The organism is Micromonospora sp. NPDC050187 (assembly GCF_044459745.1).
Classification (GTDB): domain Bacteria; phylum Actinomycetota; class Actinomycetes; order Mycobacteriales; family Micromonosporaceae; genus Micromonospora.
On record NZ_JBITJH010000023.1, the window covers coordinates 48,910 to 63,800 of the forward strand.

Sequence of the window (14,891 nt, forward strand, 5' to 3'; positions counted from 1 at the left end):
TGCAGATGCTGGTGGCCGGGGCGGCAGGCTGTCAAGAGCCGCAGCCGGGCTTTCCGGCGAAGACGCCGGCGAGCGACCCCGAGCGCTCGTACTCGTCGAGTACGGCGACGTACGGCGCCACGTCGATGCCCTGGTCCGCGCGCCAGGACGCGTCGTAGTACGTCGAGGCGTAACGTTCGCCGGCGTCGCAGAGCAGGCTCACCACGCTGCCCCGCTGGCCGGCGCGCTCCAGGTCGGCGACGAGCTGGAGGGTCGCCCACATGCTCGTTCCGGTCGAGGGTCCGACCCGGCGGCCCAGGCGGCGGGAGGTCCAGAGCATCGTCGCGACCGACGCCGCGTCCGGCACGCGGACCATCTCGTCGATCACCTCGGGCACGAAGGACGGCTCGACCCGTGGTCGGCCGATCCCCTCGATGCGGGAGCCCTCGGGCGACCGCAGTTCCCGATCACCGAGACGCCAGGCGTCGAGGAAGACGGAGTTCTCGGGATCCGACACCAGCAGTCGGGTGGGGTGCCGCCGGTAACGCAGGTAGCGCCCGATGGTCGCCACCGTTCCCCCGGTCCCGGCGCTGGCCACGATCCAGGCCGGCACCGGGTGCGCCTCGCCGGACATCTGCTCGAAGATCGACTCGGCGATGTTGTTGTTGCCGCGCCAGTCGGTGGCCCGCTCGGCGTAGGTGAACTGGTCGAGGTAGTGGCCGCCCAACTCGGCGGCGAGACGTCGCGCCTCGTCGTACACCTGCCCCGGATGGTCCACCACCTGGCAGCGCCCGCCGTGCCACTCGATGAGCTCGACCTTGGCCGGGCTGGTCGCGGCCGGGACGACGGCGATGAACGGCAGGTCCAGCAGGCGGGCGAAGTATGCCTCGGAGACCGCGGTCGAGCCGCTGGACGCCTCGACCACCGTCGTGGTCGGGCCGATCCAGCCGTTGCACAGCGCGTACAGGAAGAGCGAGCGGGCGAGCCGGTGCTTCAGGCTCCCGGTCGGGTGCGAGGACTCGTCCTTCAGGTAGAGGTCGATGCCGTGCCGACCGGGCAGGTCGAACGTCAGCAGGTGGGTGTCGGAACTGCGGTTGGCGTCGGCCTCGACGCGGCGGATCGCCTCGTCGACCCAGGTCCGGTCGACACGGGCCGGCTCGCGCATGGTCATTCGAGGTCTCCTTCGGGGTCTGCTTCCGACCGCTCTCGCGGATGCCCTGGTGGCGCTTGACCGGGTTCAGATTCGAGGGCATCCTATGGTACGGAAGTCAGACTTCCACTGTACGGAATACGTGAAGGAGTCCAGTGACCCACCAACCCGTGAACCCGGCCGATGCCCGAGCGATCGAGGACCTCCTCAACCGGGTCGCCTACGTCCTCGACGCCCACGACTACGACCGGCTCGGAGAGGTGTTCGCGCCCGGGGTCTCCTTCGACAACCCGGGCCGTCTCACGGCCAGCGGGCTCGACGAGGTGATCGCGGCCTTCAAGGCGATCGCGACGCCCGCGGTCAGTCACCACATCACGAACGTGGTGGTGGACGGCGTCGACGACGACACCGCGGAATGTCTCAGCAAGGCGCTCGCCCTGCGGGCCGGAGGGGCGGTGACCGCCGCGATCTATCGCGACACCGTGACCCGCACCGACGCGGGATGGCGCATCTCGGCTCGACGCATCAGTCCGCTGGGCTGACCCCGCAACGGCGACGGAACGAGAGGAAGCGGATGGAGCAGGCGTACGACGTGATCGTCGTCGGGACCGGGCACAGCGGCCTGGTGGCCACCGGGTACCTGGCTCGGGCGGGGTTGAGGGTGCTTGCCCTGGAACGCCGCGACATCGTGGGTGGCACCTGCGTCACCGAGGAGATCTTCCCGGGTTACCGCGGGAGCAGCGTGGCCAACGCCAGCCACAGCCTGGATCCGCGCATCGCGCGGGAACTCGAGCTGGAGAAGCACGGACTCCGCTTCGCCCACCCGCCGCTCGGATCCCTGACCCTCTTCGAGGACGGCCGGGCCCTGCCGGCCTGGCCGGACCGGGCGAAGCGCCGGGCGACCATGGAGCAGTTCGCGCACGGGGAGGCGGACCTCGAAGGCTACGCCTCGGTCATCAGTCTGTACGCCTCCGTGGCCCGGCAGATGAAGGTCTCCTTCTACGACCCGCCGCCGTCGTTCGCCGAGGTGGCCGCGCGCTTCACCACCCCGCGCCAGCGCCGCGACTTCGAGTCGATCATGTTCGGTCCGGTCGCGGACATCCTCGAGGAGCGCCTCTCGTCGCCGCAACTGCAGGCGTTCTTCGCCGGCACCGCGGTCGCCACCAACTTCGTCGGCCCGCGTACCCCGGGCAGCGGCTACCTGCTGCTTCAGCGACCGCTGTGGGAGGAGTCGCTCCGCAGTGTCGGCAGCCACGACGACAACGAGCTGATGATGCGCAACGCCGCGCCGCTGGGCGGCATCGGTGCCGTGACCGGCGCGATGGCGGAATCCGCCCGCGCCCACGGAGCCACGATCCTCACCGGCGCGGAGGTCGAGCGCATCCTCTGCGAGGACCAGCGGGTCGTCGGTGTCGCCCTGCGCGACGGGCGTGAGTTCCGCGCCCCCCGGGTCGTCTCCAACGCGAACCCAAAGCTGACCCTGACCGAGTTGGTCGGACCCGAGGACATCGGCGAGGAGCTGTACGACCTCGCCAGGGCGGTCAGCATGAAGGGCACCTCCGCCAAGGTCCACCTCGCGCTCGACGGCACCCCACGGTTCGCCGCCGCGCGGGACGAGGAGGAGAACCGGCTCTTCCTCGGCACCAACTTCCGGATCGCGGCCAGCATCGACGTGCTCCAGAACGCCTACAACGAGGCGGTGCTCGGGCGCTGGAGCAGGCGACCCACCGTCACCGCGATGATCGACTCGGCGCACGACCCCTCGCTGACCCCACCGGGATGCCACTTCGTGAGCATCAGCGTCCGAGGAGTCCCGTACCACCTGGCCGAGGGCACCTGGGACGAGCAGCGCGACGACCTGGGCAAGGCCGTGGTCAGCACGTTGGAGCAGCACATCCCGAACCTGCCCGAGATCCTGGCCGGCGTGCACGTCTACTCGCCACTGGACCTCGAACGCGAGTTCGCCCTCGTCGAGGGGAACGGCGCCCACGGCGACATCGTGCCCGGACACATCTTCGACTCGCGCCCGATCCCGGGCTGCGCCGACTACCGGACCCCGGTCGAGGGGCTCTACCTGACCGGCGTCGGCAACTGGCCGGGCAACTTCATGAGCGGCGTCACCGGCTACAACGCGAGCGACCGCGTGCTGGCCGACGTCCGCCGTGCCACCGACTGACCCGACCCCACGAACCAGAGGAGCACGATGATCATCGGACGAGGCATTCCCGCGGACCGGGTGTCGGCCATGCGGTCGGCGACCACCACCGGACAGGTCTGGTCGGACATCGTCCTGGCCGAGGACGGGACCCGCGCCCTCAACATGTTCTTCGCGCCCGGGTCGCGCACGCACTGGCACCGGCACCCGGGCGGCCAGATGCTCTACACCGTCTCCGGTGAGGGCTGGATCCAGGAGCGCGGCGGCGAGGTGGTGGTGATGCGTCCGGGCGACGTCGTCTGGACCGAGCCCGGGGTCGAGCACTGGCATGGTGCCACCGCGTCCGCCCAGCTGGTCCAGCTGGTGCTCCACTTCGGCGACGTCGAGTGGACCGGAGAGGTCGACGAGGCCGAGTACGCCGCCTGCTGCGCCGGGGACACCCGATGAGCAGCCGGCCGGCCGATCTGGTCGCACGGCTCGTGGGCGACCGTCCGGGCTCGTGGATCGACGGCACCTGGGTGACCTCCCCGGACACGTTCGAGGTCCACGACCCGGCCACCGGGGCCACGATCTGCGCGGTCGCCGACGCCGACGCCGACCAGGCCACCGCGGCGGTCGCTGCGGCGGCGGCCGCCCTCGACGGGTGGTCGTCGGCGACCGGCTGGCAGCGTTTCGAGATCCTGAGCCGAGCGACCGACCTGCTCGGGGAGCGGGTCGAGGCGCTCGGTGAGCTGATCAGCGCGGAGACCGGCAAGCCGCTGGCCGAGGCGGTCGGCGAGGCCCGCAACACGGTCCGCTTCTTCGAGTGGTTCAGCCACGAGACACTGCGTCTGCCCGGCGAGGCATGGTCCGACGTCGCGCCCGGACGCGACGCCCTCGTGCTGCACGAGCCGATCGGGGTGGTCCTGGCGATCACGCCGTGGAACTTCCCGGCGTTCATGGTGGCCTGCAAGGTCGGCGCCGCGGTCGCGGCCGGCTGCACGGTCGTGCTGAAACCGGCCCCGCAGACACCGCTCACCGCGCTCGCCATCGCCCGCTGCTTCGAGGAGGCGGGTCTCCCCTCCGGTGTCCTGAACGTCGTCGTGGCCGGCGATCCGCAGCGGGTCAGCGACGCCCTGCTGGACTCCCCCGAGGTCGCGTGCGTCAGCCTCACCGGGTCGCGCCGGGTGGGCGAACTCGTCATGCGCAAGGCCGCGTCGTCGATCAAGCGGGTCCTTCTCGAGCTGGGCGGCAACGCCGCCGCCGTGGTGCTGCCCGACGCGGACGTCGTCCGGACCGCCCATGACCTGGTCCGGGCCCGGTTCCTCAACTCCGGCCAGGCGTGCGTGGCCGTCAACCGGGTGTACGTCGTCGAGTCGAACGCCGGCGATCTGGTCGCCGAACTCACCGCGGCGGTCGACCGGATCGTCCTCGGCGACCCGCGCGACCCGGCGACCACGATGGGCCCGCTCATCGACCACGCGGCCGTGGGACGGATCGAGGCGCAGGTGGCCGAGGCCGTTGCGGACGGTGCGACCGTCGTCGCGGGCGGTGTCCGGACGGTCGAGAACGAGGCGAGCGCGTTCCTGGCGCCGACGCTGCTGACCGCCGAGGGAAAGAGCCAGCCCGCCGTGCTCGGCGAGGAGTTCTTCGGCCCGGTGCTCAGCGTCGTCCGCTGCGTCGACGTCGACGAGGCTGTCCGGTTGGCCAACGCGACCGAGTACGGCCTCGCGGCGTACGTGTTCGGCGGTGACCAGGCCGCCGCGACCGCGGTCGCCCGGAAGCTCAGGGCGGGCTCGGTCGGCGTCAACGCTCCGCTGGTCAGCGAGCCGGCCCTGCCGTTCGGTGGCATGCGCAGCAGCGGCCTCGGACGGGAGCGGGGGCGGCTCGGCGTCGAGGAGTACCTGGAGACCAAGACCCTGCAGATGCCGTCCGCCCGCTGACGCGCTTCCTGACCGCCACCGTCGACCTCCCCCACGACGGCGGCTTCACAACCCTGCCCGGAAAGAGGTAGAGCAGTGCCAACAGAGACCGTGTGCTTCGTCGGCGGCCGCGTCCGCACCATGGACCGGACCGGAACCGTCGCGGAGGCGTTCCGCGCCGAGGACGGCCGGATCGTGGCGATCGGGACGACGGAGGAGATCCTCGCCGGGGCCGGAGAGGCGCGGGTCGTCGACCTGGCCGGCGCGGTGGTGATCCCCGGACTGGTCGACTGCCACTCCCACCTGGAGCTGCTCGCCTACTCCTGGGAACTCGCCGTCGACTGCCGCTCGTCCCGGGTGTCGAGCGTCGAGGGGATCGTCTCCGTGCTCGCGGAGCGCGCCGGCTCCACGCCCGCCGGCGAGTGGATCCTCGGTCAGGGTGAGCACTACCAGAACCTCAAGCTCGCCGAGGGGCGCTATCCCGATCGACACGACCTGGACCGGGTCAGCTCCACCCACCCGGTGATGTACCGGGCGAGCTACCACCTCAACGTCTTCAACTCGCGGGGGCTGGAGCTGCTGGGTGTCGACGACGACACCCCGGACGCGCCCGGTGGCCGGATCGAGCGTGACCCGGCCACCGGCGTCGCCACCGGCCGCACCTACGACATGTTCGAGCCGCTCGGCGGCCCGCAGCCGCCGGTCGAGGAGCTCGCGGCGGCGATCAAGCGGGTGCAGGACCGCTACCTCGCCGTCGGCGTCACCACCGTCGGCGACATCCCCCTGCACCGCGCGGGGCTGGAAGCGATCGCCTCCGTCGCCGCCGACGGTGACCTGGTGCTGCGCGCCGCGGTGTACCCGAAGCTGGAGGCTGTGGTGTCGGCCGAGGACGTGCGCACCGGCCGTACCAGGGACCGTATCGACGCCCTCGACCCGGACCATCTCGCGATGGCCGGTTTCAAGGTCTTCCTCGACGGCGGGCTCACCGCCGGGGCGGCCGCCCTCCACGAGGACTACCCCGGCCAGCCCGGCTACCGCGGCGAGCTCGCGTTCACCGACGGGGAGGTCGCCGCCCTGGTCGCCACCGCCGATGACGCCGGACTCCAGATCGCCATGCACGCGATCGGCGACCGTGCCCTGGACCAGGCTCTCGACGGCGCGTTGGCCCTGCCGGTCGAACGGCACGGCGTCGCCCGGCACCGCATCGAACACGCGGGCAACATGTTCATGACGGACGAACGGATCAAGCGGCTGGCAGCCGCCGGAGTCATCCCCGTTCCGCAGCCGGCCTTCCTCATGACCACCGCGGCCGGATACGTCGCGCACCTGGGCACCGACCGGATCGGGACCGTGATGCCGTTCCGCACGCTGATCGACCACGGCTTGCCGATTCCGGGCAACTCCGACGCGATCGGCATCACCGAGGACCAGCACCACCCGTTCCCGGCGATGCGGGCCGCCGTCACCCGGCGTACCAACGACGGCGACGTGCTGGCCGCCCAGGAGGCGGTCTCGGTCGAGGAGGCGCTGCGGATGTACACCGAGTGGGCGGCGTTCTCGATCGGCTGGGAGGACCGGATCGGCTCGCTCGAGGTGGGCAAGTTCGCCGATTTCGTCATCCTGTCGGCAGACCCGTTGGAGACCGAGCCGACGGATCTGGCCGCCCTCACCGTCGCGCAGACCTGGATCGGCGGAGCGCTGGTCTTCGAGCGGAGCTGAGGGTGGACGGGCAGAACGGTTGACGCCGGGGCGCCCGCACCCGCCACGCCGGTCGGGTGCGGGCGCCCCCCGGCACCCGGGCGTCGCCGTGCTCGTGATCACGATGTTCGACGACGACTCGCTCTTCGGCGCGTTGCGGGCCGGCGCGTCCGGCTACCTCCTCAAGGGAGCGTCGCCGACGCAGGTGGAGCGGGCGGTGCGGCCGTCGCGGGCGGCGAGATGCTGCTCGGGCCGGAGGTGGGAGCGCGCACGGTCGGCTTCCTGACCCGGGGAACCGGCACCGTGCCGCCCTTCCCGCAGCTCACCGAGCGGGAGCGGGAGGTCCTCGACCACGTGGCGTGCGGGCTGGACCACCGCGCGATCGCGCAGCGGTTGGCGCTCAGTCCGAAGACGGTACGCAACCACCTCTCGAACGTGCTGGTCAAGCTCGGCGTGAGCGACCGTGGGCAGGCGATCGTGCGCGCTCGCGAGCAGGGCCTCGGTCGCGGCCGACCACACCCCCGGTCGGCCCGTGGGTGCCGTGCGGAACAGCAGGACGTCATCGACGCCGAGGATCCGGTCCTGCTCGTGTGACGAGTGGCGGTGACCAGCCCGGTCGCCACAGACCCTCGGTAGGTCAGAGGGTGATGGTGCCGCGGATGTAGCTGGTGGCAGCGCCGCCGACCCAGAGTGTGCCGTCCGCGTCGGCGGTGATCTCGACGGTCCCGGCCCGGCCCACGCGCTTGCCCTGGGAGACTCGGTAGGTGGGGGCCGCGCCGCCGGTGGCGGTGAGCCACTGCCCGACCGAGGCGTTCATGCTGCCGCACACGGGGTCCTCGGCCACACCGCCACCGGGGGCGAAGGTGCGCAGTTCGAAGGCGTGCTCGGACCCGTCGGGGTAGGCCCCGATCGCGCCGACCATCGCGGTCGGGATGAGGGCCAGGTCGGGTTCGAGAGCCAGGACCTCCTCCGCCGTGGGCAACTGGACCACAGCCCAGCCGGGTCCGTTGTCGACCCACTGGTGGGCGAGGACACGGTCACGCGTGATGCCGAACGCGGCGACGATCTGGTCGACGAACTCTTCGTCGAGCGCGCCGTCGCGGACGAGCGGCGGGGCGGCGAAGGACAGGATGCCGTCGCCGCGGCGCACGCTGATCAAGCCAGCGGCGCACTCCTGCACGATACGGTCGGCATGTCGCGGTGTGCCGCCGTCGTCCAACCACGCGCGCGCGGACCCGAGGGTGGGGTGCCCGGCGAACGGCAGTTCGCTTCCAGGGGTGAAGATCCGCAGCCGGTAGTCCGCCTCCGGCCTGGTAGGGGGCAGAACGAACGTGGTCTCGGACAGATTCGTCCAGCGTGCCAGGCGCTGCATCTCCTCGTCGGTCAGATCCGTGCCGTCGAGGACGACGGCAACCGGATTGCCGAGGTACGGGGTCGCGGAGAACACGTCGACCTGGGCGAACGGGCGTGAGCGCGGCATAGTCATCAAGGCCTTCCGACAGCAGAGGAAGCCGTTCCCCGGCGCCCCGCACGTCGACGGGAGCAGGTCAATCCCAACGCATGGCCGCCCGGCGGGACAGGGCCACTCACGACGACCTGGACTGCTTCACCGCCACACCGCGCCTCCTCTCGGGTGATTCTGTTCCCGGAACGGCGCAATGTTGTTCCCCTGGTCGGGGTGTCGATCGTCCGGTAGGCCTGCTTTGTCGGTGAATGGGCTTAGCGTCTGAGGTGACCCGGTCATTCAGCCAAGGGAGCCCGGTGATGACGTCCCGTCTCAACCCGTACCTCACGTTCGACGGCAACGCTCGCGAGGCCATGGAGTTCTACCAGTCGGTGTTCGGCGGCCAACTGCGGATCAGCACGTTCGGCGAGTACGGCCCGCCCGACCCTGCCATCGCCGACAAGGTGATGCACGCGATGCTCACCACCGATCGGGGCTACGTCCTGATGGCGTCCGACACCGCTCCCGGCATGCCGTACAACCCGGGCGACACCATCACGTGCAGCCTCAGCGGCGACCCCGGTGAGGGCCTTGAGGAGGCATGGGGGAAGCTGTCCGACGGCGGCACCGTCACCATGCCGTTCGAGAAGCAGATGTGGGGCGACCTGTACGGCTCGTGCATCGACAGGTTCGGCATCCCGTGGATGGTCAACGTGACCCAACCCCAGTGACCCGTTCGCCACCAGGCCGTGGTCACTCCGTCGCCGCCACCACCAGGAGACCGACGAGGTGGTCAGTCGGTGTGGATGCCGGCCAGGACCTGCATGGCGTGGCGTTCCCTGGCGGCGAGTTCGGTGAGGATCGCCGAGGCGCGGGTCAGGTGGTGCTGCTCGCCCGTTTCACCGGCGGCCGTGATGTGGTGGGAGACCTCGGTCCACAGCGGGGCGATTTCGGCGTACCGCTGGTGACCGAGGCGTACGTCGTCGTCGACGACGATCGTGGCGCATTCGGCGAGGAAGTCGCGGTACATGTTGCGGAACAGGGCGCCGCCGGTTCCGCCGCGTTCCATCAGCGCGGCGGCCAGCGGGAGGTCACGGGACGGGTCGTCTGAGCGGTCGAGCCACCGCGCCACCTGTCGGGCCGCCTTGTCGATGCCGCGGTGGCCGAGGTTGGCGATGGGTGGGTTGAGGAAGGCGTGTGCGTTGTTGCGGATGGCCGTCCGGACGGCGTCGCCCAGGTCGGGCCGCCCGGTGGGGCTGGCGATGGTGTACGAGAGGTTGCGGGCGGTCATCGGTCCGCGTTCGTTGCGGGCCTGTTCCAGGCTCGTCAGTGTGGTCGTCACGGCACCGCCCTGCTGGGCGGTGTCGATCAGGTGGGCGTGGGTGTCGTCGTAGCCGTACATCGCGACGAAGTGGCCCCCGAAATGGACTTTCGTGGTGAAGTAGTCCAGGTGGTAGGAGTCCAGTTGCAGGCCGACCGGGCGTCCGGCGGTGAGCGCGGCGGCGACGTGCTGCCAGGCCCTACGGGGCGAGGCGGTCTCCTGGACGTGCAGCGTCAGGCCCAGCCGGTCGGCCACGGTCCGGGTGATCGTGGTCGGCTTGGTACGGCCGCCGAGGAACGGGAAGTCCATGCTCTTGGCATCCCAGTAGACGAAGCCCAGACCTTCACCGAGGCCGAACAACATGGGCTCGGACAGGTCGACGCCCTCGTGGCGCAGCAGGGCACCGAGCGTGGTGGTCTCGCAGTGCCGACCGGCGGGGAACGCCACGTTCTCGATGATCATCTGATCTCCTGGTCTGCTGGTTCGGGACGGGCCGTACGTCGACGCGCCTCAGCTCGGATCGATGACGGGCCGGGTCAGGACCTCGTCGGCGCTTCCGGCGTAGCTGGCGCACTGGTCCGGAGCAGGCCGGAATCGGGCTGCGTCGTAACCGGGCGTCGGCCGCCCGCCGGGTACGAGAGCGGTCCGCATGCCGTTGCGCTGTTCGGAGGTCAGGTCGACGTACGACACCGCGCCAGGGTAGAACCCGACCTGCGCCGCCCGGACAAGTGGGCCCGCAGCGACCCGCGAGTGGTCGCCCGGTGATTGTTATGCTCGCCGGCATCGAAAGGATCAAGATCCGTCGCCATGAGCTGATGCTCGGCGGTCGCCGTCTGGTGCTGGCCGGAGGCAGCGTCGTCGGTAACCGTTACCCGGCCAACTTCGACGTGCTGCACGTCGACGACGCCCGGCCGCTGGTCGTCGTCGCCGACGGCATGGGTGGCGGCGAGGGCAGCCGGGTCGCCGGCCGGACCGCCGTCGACTCTTTCGTCGACCTGGCCAGGCCGGCTCCGCAGGCGCTGCACGCCGCCGTCGCCGAGGCGCAGCGTCGGGTCCGCGATGCCGGCCGCCGGCTCGGCGAGCTGACCGGCTGCACGCTCACGGCGTTCGTCGCCGACACCGACACCGCCTGGCTCGTCCAGATCGGCGACTCCCGGGCGTACCGGCTGCGGGGCGGTCAGCTCGAACTGCTCACCGTCGACCACACGATGGCCTGGCTCGGCGCGATCAACGGCTGGTATCCGTTCGACTCCCGCGAGGCGCACGCCGCCCGGTACCGGCTGATGCGATTCGTCGGGCACCCCGAACTGCCGGAGGCCGACGTACTCAACGTGACCCTGCGCCCCGGCGACGTGTACCTGCTCTGTACCGACGGCCTCGCCGAACAGGTGCCGTACGAGCGGCTCGCCGAGGTCCTGCCGCGGCGCGCGGACGGCGTCGAGACGCTGCTCGCCGACTCGCTGCGCGCCGGCGGTCACGACAACGCCACGGCCGCCGTGGTCAGCGTGCACTGAACCCGGGGTGCTGCTGGGGACTGCCCCGTTACCGCCCTCAACCGTCACGTGGCCCTCGTCGGCCACGGACACCGCCAGGCCCGTGGTCCGGCCGAGGACGTGGGCGAACTCCTCGCCCTCCCCGGCCGTCCTCCCACCGTGCACCCCCGCCGAGCTACGGCATGGGGTGGGCGGCGAAGTAGTCCCAGGTGAGGCCGGTGGCGTCGGGCCCGGCCGGGTCGCCGTAGAGGCTGCACGGGCAGCCGCCCGGGTATTTGTGCCCGGCCCCGTTGATCATGTATTGGTCGACGATCGCCCGGCCGGCGTTGTCGTGGTAGCGCAGCAGGGTGTAGCTGCGCCCGCTGGGCACCTGGCCGTTGACGGTTCCGTCGGGCGTGGCGTCGGCTCCGGCGACGGTGGTCCACTGTCCCGCGACCCGGTACGCCGTCGACGGCGGTACGACGATGTCGCTGGTGCCCTGGAAGACGACGACCGGCACCTTGCGGGCACGGCTGCCCATCTCCTGCAGCGCCGCCCGGCCGGACTGCTGCGGCGTCGTGTTCTGCAGGATGTCGCACAGGTACTCGCAGCCCGCGACGATGCTCGCGGCAGCATAGACGTCGGGGTAGGAGACGGCCATGATGTTGGCCATCACCCCGCCCGCCGAGACGCCGGTGACGTAGACGCGGCGGCGGTCGGCGCCGTACTGGCTCGCGACGCGGTTGGTGATGCCGGCGATGATCGCCGGCTCGCCGAGGCCGCGATGCTGGTTCGTCGGCAGCATCCAGTTCCAGCAGCCGGCCGGGTTGACCAGGTTGTTCTGATCCGGCATCACGACGGCGAAGCCCTTCTGCTCCGCGCGTGCACTCCAGCCGGTGAGAACGTCGAAACCGACGTCGTTCTCGGTGCAGCCGTGCAGCGCCACGACGAGCGGGATCGGCGTGCCGGGCCGGTAGGTCGAGGGCACGTAGCCGTGGTAGTCCCTGGTGCCGTAGATCGAGACATAGGTGCCGTAGAAGAACCTTCCCGTCGCCGCCTGGGCGGGCGGCGCGGCGACGAGGGCCCCCGCGACCAGGATGAGACCGGCGGCCAGCGCCCGAAGCCATCGACCAGGGTTGAACATCATCATTGAACCCCTTCCAAACGGTCGTTTGTTTGGAACGATGAGGTGCAGCGTCGGCAATGTCAAGGTATTGACGAAGGGGCACGGCGAACCCGAGACTGACGGCTTCCAAACGGTCGTTCGTGGGGAACTGGGGAGGGTGCGATGGGCGTGGTGACGAACCGGGAAGCGCAGGGGCGGGTCGCCGGGGAGGCCGTGGAGCTGGCGTTCGGGTTCTGGCCGGGGCACGGCTGGCCGGGCGGCGTCCGCTGCTGGCACTGGACCTGCGGGGCCGCGGCGGCAGCGACAAGCCGGAGGGCCCCTACGGCATGAGTCAGCACGCCCGCGACGTCGCCGTGGCGATGGCGGCGTTCGGGCTTGACGACTGCGTCGTCATCGGGCACTCGATGGGCGCGTTCGTCGCGGCCGCCCTTGCGGCCGAGCACCCGGACCGGGTCGCGGGCGTCATGATGGTCGACGGCGGGCTGCCGCTCCCGGCCCCACCCGGCGTCGACCTGGCCGCGCTGCTGGACGTCGTGCTGGGTCCACAACTGGCCCGGCTGCGGCAGGAGTTCCCGAGCCGGGAGGCGTACTACGACTACTGGCGGCCGTTGTCGGCGTTCCCGGCCGACGTGTGGGGGCCCTGGGTCCACGCGTACCTGGACTACGACCTCGGCGGCACCGCACCGCACCTCAGGCCGAGGGCTTCCGAGGCGGCGATCCGCGCGGACTACCTGGACACCCTCGACGCCGACCTTCTGCGCGGGCGCCTGGCGGCGATCACGGCACCCGTGACGATGCTGACCACCGAGGAGGGTTTCTACCCGGGTCAGCCGCCGCTCTACCCCGACGCGGTCGTGCAGGCGGAAGGCGGCGCCGTGACCCGGTTCGCGCACCAGCGGGTCGCACGTACCACGCACTACACCATCGCGCTGGCGGACCACGGTGCGACCATCTGCGCCGACGCTCTGGTCGCGTTCGCCGAGCAGTGCGGCAGATGAGGTGACCGGTCGGCCATGATGGACCTTCCGCTCAACATCTGGACGCTGTTCGCCTCCGCCCGGCGGCACTACTTCGACGTCGAGATCGTCACCAGCCGCCCCGACGGCTCCCGTCACCGTCACACCTACGGCCGGTTCGCCTCCCGGGCCCAGCAGCTGATGCACGCGCTCGACAGTCTCGGCCTCGCCGAGGACGCGGTCGTCGGTTCGCTGGCCTGGAACGGGTTCCGACACCTGGAGGCGTACTTCGGCGTGCCGGGCAGCGGGCGGGTGCTGCACACCCTCAACCTGCGGCTCTCCCCGACCGAGTTGGCCGCGGTCATCGACCACGGCGGCGACGTCGCCATCCTCGTCGACCCCGACCTCGTCCCGCTGCTCGAACAGGCCCGCGCCCTCGGCGGGCTGCGCGACGTCACCCACGTCATCGTGCTCGACGACCACACCCCCGAGGCCGACCTCCCCGGCCTGGTGGCGTACGAACCGCTCGTCTCGGCTCAGCCCTCCTCCTATCCGCGTACGCCGTGGGCCGAGAGCCGGCCGCTGGGGATCTGCCACACGTCGGGGACGACCGGGCACCCCAAGGGCGTCGTGTACACGCACCGGTCCACGGTTCTGCACGCGCTCGGGGTCACGTCCGGAGCCGGGTTCGCCTTCGGCCCCAGCGACTGCGTGCTGCCGGTCGTGCCGATGTTCCACGGCAACGCCTGGGGTGTCCCGTACGCCGCCACCATGGTCGGCGCCAAGCAGGTCTTCGCGGCCGGACCGTTCACCGCCCAGCGCGTCGTCGGCCTGTTGCGCGACGAGCGGGTGACCGTGGCGGCCGGCGTACCGACGATCTGGATCGACGTCGCCGCGCATCTGCACGGGCCCCGGCCCCTGCCCGATCTGCGGCACATCGTCTCCGGCGGGGCGCAGCCGCCCCGTTCGCTGATCGCCCGCTACCGCAGGGACTTCGGCATTCCCATCCTCCAGGCGTGGGGCATGACCGAGACCTCGCCGCTGGCCAGCGTCGCCTGGCCGAAGCACCACCTGCGGAGCCTGCCGGACGAGGAGTTCGTCGAACAGGCCGCGTCCCAGGCGGGCATCCCGGTGCCCACGATCGAGTTGTCCATCCGCGACGGTGCGGGTGCCGAGGTCGCCTGGGACGGCGAGCAACTCGGCGACCTCCACGTCCGTGGTCCATTTGTGGCCGACGGCTACCTGCACGGCGACGGCGCCGAGCAGTTCACCGGCGGCTGGTTCCACACCGGCGACGTCGCGGTCGGCTCGCCCGGCGGCTACTTCCGCATCGCCGACCGCACGAAGGATCTGATCAAGTCCGGCGGCGAGTGGATCTCCTCGGTCGACATGGAGGCGGCGCTGATGGCACACCCCGACGTCGTCGAGGCGGCCGTGATCGCGATCCCCGACCCCAAGTGGCTGGAGCGTCCGCTCGCCTGTGTCGTCCCCGGCGACACCGCGACGCCGACCCTGGACCAGCTCCACGAGCACCTGACAGCCCACGGCTTCGCCCGGTGGCAGCTGCCCGACCGTGTCGAGTTCCTCGACCGGATCCCCCGGACCAGCGTCGGCAAGTTCGACAAGAAGGAGCTGCGGGCCAGATTTCCCGCCTGACGACCCGTGTGCCAGGGTGGTGGCAGGCTCATC

General features: G+C 71.1%; 15 protein-coding genes. 10 read left to right on the forward strand and 5 right to left on the reverse strand.

Annotated elements, in window-relative coordinates; translation table 11 throughout:
* Positions 1-31: 31 nt before the first annotated feature.
* Positions 32-1,150: a PLP-dependent cysteine synthase family protein gene (locus ACIBJE_RS26845; protein WP_396752987.1), complete on the reverse strand. Its 1,119-nt coding sequence runs from the start codon at positions 1,148-1,150 to the stop codon at positions 32-34.
* Between the two features lie 134 nt (positions 1,151-1,284).
* Here ACIBJE_RS26845 and ACIBJE_RS26850 point away from each other — a divergent pair, with 134 nt between their 5' ends.
* From ACIBJE_RS26850 to ACIBJE_RS26875, 6 genes are all read left to right on the forward strand, one after another.
* The gene (locus ACIBJE_RS26850) at positions 1,285-1,671 is read left to right on the forward strand and encodes a nuclear transport factor 2 family protein (RefSeq protein WP_396752989.1); all 387 of its coding nucleotides are present in this window, start codon (positions 1,285-1,287) and stop codon (positions 1,669-1,671) included.
* 32 nt (positions 1,672-1,703) lie between these two features.
* Positions 1,704-3,305 carry a phytoene desaturase family protein gene (locus ACIBJE_RS26855; RefSeq protein WP_396752991.1) on the forward strand — a complete coding sequence of 534 codons (1,602 nt, stop codon included), beginning with the start codon at positions 1,704-1,706 and terminating at the stop codon, positions 3,303-3,305.
* Positions 3,306-3,332: 27 nt separating this feature from the next.
* Positions 3,333-3,731: a cupin domain-containing protein gene (locus ACIBJE_RS26860; RefSeq protein WP_396752993.1), complete on the forward strand. Its 399-nt coding sequence runs from the start codon at positions 3,333-3,335 to the stop codon at positions 3,729-3,731.
* Positions 3,728-5,206: an aldehyde dehydrogenase family protein gene (locus ACIBJE_RS26865; RefSeq protein ID WP_396752995.1), complete on the forward strand. Its 1,479-nt coding sequence runs from the start codon at positions 3,728-3,730 to the stop codon at positions 5,204-5,206. The genes ACIBJE_RS26860 and ACIBJE_RS26865 overlap by 4 nt, the downstream gene beginning before the upstream one ends.
* Before the next feature lie 75 nt (positions 5,207-5,281).
* Positions 5,282-6,904 carry an amidohydrolase gene (locus ACIBJE_RS26870; RefSeq protein WP_396752997.1) on the forward strand — a complete coding sequence of 541 codons (1,623 nt, stop codon included), beginning with the start codon at positions 5,282-5,284 and terminating at the stop codon, positions 6,902-6,904.
* 219 nt (positions 6,905-7,123) lie between these two features.
* On the forward strand, positions 7,124-7,477 hold the full coding sequence (locus ACIBJE_RS26875; RefSeq protein ID WP_396752998.1) for a LuxR C-terminal-related transcriptional regulator: 354 nt from the start codon (positions 7,124-7,126) through the stop codon (positions 7,475-7,477).
* 43 nt (positions 7,478-7,520) lie between these two features.
* On the opposite strand, the gene ACIBJE_RS26880 is transcribed toward ACIBJE_RS26875, so the two are convergent.
* Positions 7,521-8,369: a PhzF family phenazine biosynthesis protein gene (locus ACIBJE_RS26880; RefSeq protein WP_396753000.1), complete on the reverse strand. Its 849-nt coding sequence runs from the start codon at positions 8,367-8,369 to the stop codon at positions 7,521-7,523.
* Positions 8,370-8,647: 278 nt separating this feature from the next.
* On the opposite strand from ACIBJE_RS26880, the gene ACIBJE_RS26885 reads away from it, so the two are divergent.
* Positions 8,648-9,058 (forward strand): VOC family protein, encoded by a 411-nt coding sequence (locus ACIBJE_RS26885; RefSeq protein ID WP_396753002.1) that lies wholly within the window; start codon positions 8,648-8,650, stop codon positions 9,056-9,058.
* A 62-nt stretch (positions 9,059-9,120) separates the two neighbouring features.
* Here ACIBJE_RS26885 and ACIBJE_RS26890 read toward each other — a convergent pair whose 3' ends face one another.
* Together ACIBJE_RS26890 and ACIBJE_RS26895 are read right to left on the reverse strand one after the other, a co-directional pair.
* Complete coding sequence (locus tag ACIBJE_RS26890; RefSeq protein ID WP_396753004.1) at positions 9,121-10,110, reverse strand: BtrH N-terminal domain-containing protein; 990 nt, start codon at positions 10,108-10,110, stop codon at positions 9,121-9,123.
* 48 nt (positions 10,111-10,158) lie between these two features.
* Positions 10,159-10,338, reverse strand: coding sequence for a hypothetical protein (locus tag ACIBJE_RS26895; protein ID WP_396753005.1), 180 nt, complete (start codon positions 10,336-10,338; stop codon positions 10,159-10,161).
* A gap of 80 nt (positions 10,339-10,418) precedes the next feature.
* Here ACIBJE_RS26895 and ACIBJE_RS26900 point away from each other — a divergent pair, with 80 nt between their 5' ends.
* Positions 10,419-11,162, forward strand: a complete 744-nt coding sequence (locus ACIBJE_RS26900) for a PP2C family protein-serine/threonine phosphatase (protein WP_396753074.1) — start codon at positions 10,419-10,421, stop codon at positions 11,160-11,162.
* Between the two features lie 154 nt (positions 11,163-11,316).
* Here ACIBJE_RS26900 and ACIBJE_RS26905 read toward each other — a convergent pair whose 3' ends face one another.
* On the reverse strand, positions 11,317-12,324 hold the full coding sequence (locus ACIBJE_RS26905) for an alpha/beta hydrolase family esterase (RefSeq protein WP_396753007.1): 1,008 nt from the start codon (positions 12,322-12,324) through the stop codon (positions 11,317-11,319).
* A gap of 62 nt (positions 12,325-12,386) precedes the next feature.
* Here ACIBJE_RS26905 and ACIBJE_RS26910 point away from each other — a divergent pair, with 62 nt between their 5' ends.
* Positions 12,387-13,244: an alpha/beta hydrolase gene (locus ACIBJE_RS26910; protein WP_396753009.1), complete on the forward strand. Its 858-nt coding sequence runs from the start codon at positions 12,387-12,389 to the stop codon at positions 13,242-13,244.
* A 15-nt stretch (positions 13,245-13,259) separates the two neighbouring features.
* Positions 13,260-14,858: a long-chain-fatty-acid--CoA ligase gene (locus ACIBJE_RS26915; RefSeq protein ID WP_396753011.1), complete on the forward strand. Its 1,599-nt coding sequence runs from the start codon at positions 13,260-13,262 to the stop codon at positions 14,856-14,858.
* Positions 14,859-14,891 lie beyond the last annotated feature (33 nt).